4 protein-coding genes are annotated in these 5,827 nt (G+C 42.5%); 3 read left to right on the top strand and 1 reads right to left on the bottom strand.

Features of this window, described 5'->3' with window-relative positions; all coding sequences use genetic code 11:
• Window positions 1-145 precede the first annotated feature (145 nt).
• The gene (locus tag AB7U21_RS09805; protein WP_333787083.1) at window positions 146-1,183 is read left to right on the top strand and encodes a phosphate uptake regulator PhoU; all 1,038 of its coding nucleotides are present in this window, start codon (window positions 146-148) and stop codon (window positions 1,181-1,183) included.
• 28 nt (window positions 1,184-1,211) lie between these two features.
• Here AB7U21_RS09805 and AB7U21_RS09800 read toward each other — a convergent pair whose 3' ends face one another.
• Entirely contained in the window at window positions 1,212-2,369 is a 1,158-nt protein-coding gene (locus AB7U21_RS09800) for an LL-diaminopimelate aminotransferase (protein ID WP_333787084.1), read from the bottom strand.
• A gap of 142 nt (window positions 2,370-2,511) precedes the next feature.
• Between AB7U21_RS09800 and AB7U21_RS09795 the strand changes: the two genes are divergently transcribed.
• Both AB7U21_RS09795 and AB7U21_RS09790 read left to right on the top strand, forming a co-directional pair.
• Window positions 2,512-4,395, top strand: coding sequence for an ATP-binding protein (locus AB7U21_RS09795; protein WP_428388677.1), 1,884 nt, complete (start codon window positions 2,512-2,514; stop codon window positions 4,393-4,395).
• A gap of 141 nt (window positions 4,396-4,536) precedes the next feature.
• On the top strand, window positions 4,537-5,827 hold a 1,291-nt coding region (locus AB7U21_RS09790), incomplete at its 3' end, for a PAS domain S-box protein (RefSeq protein WP_428388675.1).

The following is a 5,827-nucleotide window of genomic DNA, read 5'->3' as shown; positions in this document are numbered from 1 at the left end:
TAGGAGTAATCTATATAGTTTAATAAAAGCTTATAAATGAAATCTTTTTATTGATCGATACAATGCTATTATTGTATCAACATTGAATATAGATAGATATATGGTAAATCCATCATATTTATGTATTCTGAATAAGTATATGCAAATGTACCAAAATATAGGGTGTGTTGTTATAAATTATGAGCAAAGAAAGATCCAATTGACAGGTGGTTCCACATATATTGTTTCTTTACCCATCAAATGGGTACGCGACTGCGGTCTTAACTCTGGGGACACCTTAACTCTTATTCCACAAAGTGATTGCACTCTTTTGTTATCTGCCGATTCAAAGCTGGATAAAAGGAAACAGGAATCTGTGATCGAGATATCTCAGGAGGACACACAAGAAGATAATTTCAGGATAATCGTGTCCCATTATCTCGCAGGACGTGATATTATCCGACTGGTCACAAAAAAAGGATTCCATGCAATGGATCGTAAGTTCTTCAAAGATGTTACCCGCCAGCGCCTCATTGGTATTGAGGTCATTGAGGAATCAAGAAATGAGATAGTGCTACAAAGCCTTATGAACTACCAGGAACTACCACTGGACAAAGCCTTGCAGAACATGTCCCGGCTCATCACTTCAATGCTCGAGGACGTGATGCTTGCCCTGAGGGAACATGATCTGGAACTTGCCAGAGATATAGTCAACAGGGATAATGAAGTGGACAGATTCTATCTTCTGACCGTAAGGCAATTAAAATCTGCAGTAGAAGATCCGAAACTTGCCGAGAAAATCGGAATAGAAAGACCCCGCCAGTGCCTGGGGTACAGGCTTGTTACGAAGATCATCGAGCGCATAGGGGACCATGTGGAAAGAATAGCGCGCCAGATCATTATTATGGATACCGTGGTCCCTGAAAAGGATGCCGTCTTTGCGATGGGAAACCTGGCTCAGAAGGTTTTTGCTGACTCCATAAAGGCCCTGGAAGAAAAGGACACCAAGTACTCGAACAAGGTCGTCAATTACGCGAGAAAGTTCGAGGATTACACCATTATGCGCAATGAGCAGGGAACATCACGCTGCACATCCGAGCAAATGGGCTCCATAATCGAGAGCCTCAAAAGGATTTCTGAATATAGTGCCGATATAGCTGAAATGTCCATTAACATGAGCTCAGAAAGAGACAGGGAAAAATAAGATCCACACTCGTCTCTTCTGATCAACTTTATAATCTGAGCTTTTCCATCCTTGCAACTGCTTCATTGATCCTTTCCACGGATTGTGTCAGGGCGAACCTGATATAACCTTCGCCGTATTGCCCGAAACCCACTCCTGGAGTAGCCACTATCCCGGCCTTTTCAAGCAACAGCTGTGAGAATGCCATAGAATCGTAACCCTTCGGAACCGGAGCCCACATATAGAATGTCGCCTTTGGAGGCTTAACATCGAGGCCTATACCCTGCAGGCCTTTGAGCAGCACATCCCTTCTCTTTTCATATATCCGGTTCATGTCGCTTACACACTGCTGGGAACTTGTAAGTGCGGTGATCCCTGCCATCTGTATAGCATCAAATGCACCGGAATCGATGTTGGATTTAACCTTTCCAAGCCCTTTAATGAGTTTTTCGTTACCTACTGCAAAACCCAGACGCCATCCGGTCATATTATAAGTCTTTGAAAGAGAAAAAAGTTCAATACCAACATCCATGGCACCATCCACGCTCAGGAAGCTTGGTGCCTGATATCCTTCATAGACCATTTCGGAATATGCATTGTCATGTACCACAATGAGATCGTTGTCCTTTGCGAATTCCACAACCTCTTCAAAGAAAGACCTATCAGCTGTTGCAGATGTAGGATTGTTCGGATAATTAAGGAACATCAGTTTTGCCCTTGCCAGCATATCCGCCGGTATAGCATCAAGGTCTGGCAGGAAACCGTTCTCTTCGAGAAGCGGCATTATAAAAGGTTCCCCACCTGCGAACTGCGTGCCTATCTTATATACCGGATAAGCCGGATCAGGACACAGCACCACATCACCCGGATCGATGAAAGCCAGAGGAATATGAGCAACGCCTTCCTTGGAGCCTATAAGTGTAAGTGTCTGGTTCACAGGGTCTATGTTAATATCCTTTGTTTCATGGCACCACCTGGCAGCAGCTTTCCTGAACTCTAACATACCAGTATACGATGGGTATCTGTGTGTGGAAGGATCTCTGACAGCCTGGCACATGGATTCCACTATATGCGAAGGTGTGGGCTGATCAGGATCACCTATACCAAGATCTATCACATCTACTCCTTTTGCCAACATCCTGGCTTTGGATTCATCGATCGCTGCAAAGAGGTAAGGTGGTAGAGCATTGATTCTGTCTGCGTACATCTTTTCACCTGAAGAAGGTTCCTCTGAAGGACCTGCACGTTATACTTTGCGCATGTTTAATAAATATGGCTATTGGTTATCATGCCACATGCATCTGTGGAAATCCTTTTATACAAATATTATAATTATATAAATATAATAAATGACCTTGATAAACGACACCTGCGTCTTAGGAGAATGTGCGCCGAACATTCAGGAAAACGCCACAGAAAATTCGTTTGCATTGCTGAAGATTATCAGTTTACTTAACTCCAGCCTGCCGGTACATTCTCTTATAAGTATGCTTGTAAGGTCGTTACCTGAAGCAATGCTATCTCTTCAGGTATACGGCATCACTGTAAAAATGGATGGAAAGATCTACGGATACCCGGAAAACGGCCAGTACCCATCTATATCCGTGGATGTGGCAGTACATGGAAAGATCCGTGGCTACATATCAGCATTGTACAATAAAGAGAGGCAAAATTCTGAACAATGGACACAGGCACATGAAATTCTCAATATTCTCTCCGGGTCTCTAAGCAATTTGATCGAAAAGAAAGAGCTTGAAAGAATATCTCTGGAAAGCACCCGGCGCTACAGTGCACTTTTCCATAATTGTCCAGTAGGGCTTTTCACGGACAAGAAAGGTAATATTGTTCATTGCAACCATAAACTTACACAAATACTGGACATGCCCGAAAACAAGATAATAGGGCTTCAAGTTACTGATATAATTGACAATGAAATAATCTGGAAAATGTTCTCCTCACATAAGCTGTCTCCAGAACCTGTTAAAACCGAGTACGAGGTAGATCTGAAAAAACGGCCTGTAAAACTTCGTTCCATATACCTGCCGGAACTGACACCCGAAGGTGAATTAAAGGGCGGCCTTGGAATAATAGAAGACATAACAAAGATAGAGGAAGCAGAACATGTCCAGCAGCAACAAAAGAAACTCCTGGTCAATACTTTTAACGCGATCAATGATCTGATACTGGTCCTCGACAGGGACCTAAGGATCGTGAGCAGTAACTGGAAAGGTCTTGAGGACATATCCGAAGAAGAACGGCAAAAACACCCCTATCGTAATAAGATCCTTACACCCAACTCAGATTCGTGTGAAAGTATCCATATACTTGAAGCTTTTGCTACAGGTATTCCTAAAGAGGCATTTTGGACAGATCCTGCAGATGGAAGCATCAAAGAGATGAAAGCTTATCCTATCTTCGATGAAGACGGGGAGGCAATAATGATCGTTGAACATCTGAGGGACATAACTGAAATAAAACGCTCGGAAGAAAACCTCATGAAGGCCAATCAAGAGCTGGCAAATGCATATGAGAGCCTGAAATCCCTGGACAGGCTCAAAAATGAATTCCTTTCTAATCTTCAGCACGAGATCAATACGCCCCTTACAAGTATCAAAGGCTTCAGTGAACTTGTACATGACGAAGATCTTGGGCCATTGAATACCGAACAGAAAAAAGCAATGAATAGAGTTGTTGAGAAAACAAAACAACTACAAACGGTCCTGGATTCCCTGCTGTTCGTCAGTTCTGCAACCCATGGTGCTATCAAGTATAATTTTGAAAATTTATCAATAGCCAATATGCTACATATTTCTTTGAATATAGTAAATGAGAAACTGAAACATAAAGGTCTTGAACTGGAAGAAGGTATACCCTCAGAGCTACCTGAAATTATTGGTGACATAGATTATTTGCCCCGGGTTTTTGTTCACATTCTGGATAATGCGATCAAGTTCACAAATAGTGGCGGAAAGATAACAGTATCTGTTGCGGAAGAAAAAGAATTTGTCCATTTGATCATCAATGATACAGGTATTGGTATAGCTGAGGCGAATCTGGAAAAAGTTTTCCAGATGTTTTTCCAGTTAGATGGATCATCAACCCGTAATTACGGAGGTAACGGATTGGGACTCTTTATGTGCAAGATAATAATCGAAGAGCATAAAGGTAAGATCTGGATCAATAGCAAGGAAGGTCAGGGTACTACAGTACATATACTGCTCCCCCATACATAGAGTTGAAGAAATAAAAAGTAAGGGCAGATCATTATAATTAGCTTTTTTTCCTATCGGGAAAAACTCTGTTCTTTATATTATGCTACCTTTTACCTGTAATGGCTGAAAAGATATTTAATCCATAATGAGCCACAAAATCATGTGGATAATATTTGCATAAATATTCTTGCACGCGCCTGGAAGGGGGTCTGGGCTGTTGACAGGGAGAACCGGTTCACATTTTTCAATAGAGGAATGGAGGATATTTCCGGCATGAGGTCAGATGATCTGATGGATAAGGACCTGATGCTATTACTTCCCGACCAGGAGATCATAGATGAAGTGCATTTTAGGGAACTGTTCCATAAAGCCAGGGAAAAACTGACACCAGTAAACTATTCCTTGCTGCCTATTATCACCTCCAGGGGGGAACTTATGGAACAAAGTGGTCAGTTGTTGCCTCTTTTGGATGAGAATGGTGCCTATGATGGTATGGTTGGCACTGTGGAACACTTCAGTACAAAGAAAATAGGTTCATCGGTCGAAGGAGACGGATCTTCAGAAAGGAAACTGGATGTTATCTACAGGAATAGTCCTGTTGTTGCTTTTCTCTGGAGACCGGAACCTGGATGGCCAGTGGTTTTTGTTTCCGAGAATATAACCAGGTTCGGATACCAGGCGGAAGATTTCACATCCGGTAAACTGCTCTATAGCGACATAGTGTATCCCGAAGACCTCAGTGGCCTTACTGCCGAAGTATCGGATTTCGAAAGGCACGGACAACCATACTTTATCAGAGAATATCGCATCTTAACGCACAGTGGAGAAATAAAATGGGTCACAGAAAGGTCAATGCTGGCAAGAGATGAGGTGGGAGGGCCTAGCTATTATCAGGGTATCATTATTGATATCACACATATCAAAGAGATGGATATAGCACTCAAGGAATCTGAAAACAAATACAGGCTGATATTTGAGAATTCCCCGCTTGGCATTTTCAACTTTGATAAGGATGGCACTGTTACCCATTGTAACGATAAGATATCGGAGATTCTGGGCATACCTAAAGAAAAGATAATAGGTTTCAACATGAATATTTCTTTGAGGGATGAAAAGATGAAAGCGGCCTTCAACGAAGTGCTCTTACTAAGGCCGGGACACTTTGAGGGAGAATACCAGGCTCAGGGAAATGGTAAAACAGCATTTATAAAAGTTGATTACAGTCCAAACACATCAGATGACGGTACGTTGCTGGGCGGAGTGGGCATCGTTGAGGATATAGGTGAGCGCAAGATCGCCGAAGAGAAATTGAGAGAATATGCCGATGAACTTAGCACAGCTAACAAGGAATTGCAGTCCGTGGACAGGATGAAGAACGAACTGCTCTCAAATGTGAGCCACGAGCTAAGAACGCCTCTCACTTCCATCAAAGGATACAGTGACCTCCTTATGG

Source organism: Methanomethylovorans sp., assembly GCF_050177135.1.
Taxonomy (GTDB): Archaea; Halobacteriota; Methanosarcinia; order Methanosarcinales; family Methanosarcinaceae; genus Methanomethylovorans.
This window is presented reverse-complemented; position numbering and strand designations above follow the sequence as displayed.

Coding starts and splice junctions, on each gene's coding strand:
- AB7U21_RS09805 (WP_333787083.1), top strand. CDS start 146: ATGTACCAAAATATAGGGTGTGTTGTTATAAATTATGAGCAAAGAAAG.
- AB7U21_RS09800 (WP_333787084.1), bottom strand. CDS start 2,369: ATGTACGCAGACAGAATCAATGCTCTACCACCTTACCTCTTTGCAGCG.
- AB7U21_RS09795 (WP_428388677.1), top strand. CDS start 2,512: ATGACCTTGATAAACGACACCTGCGTCTTAGGAGAATGTGCGCCGAAC.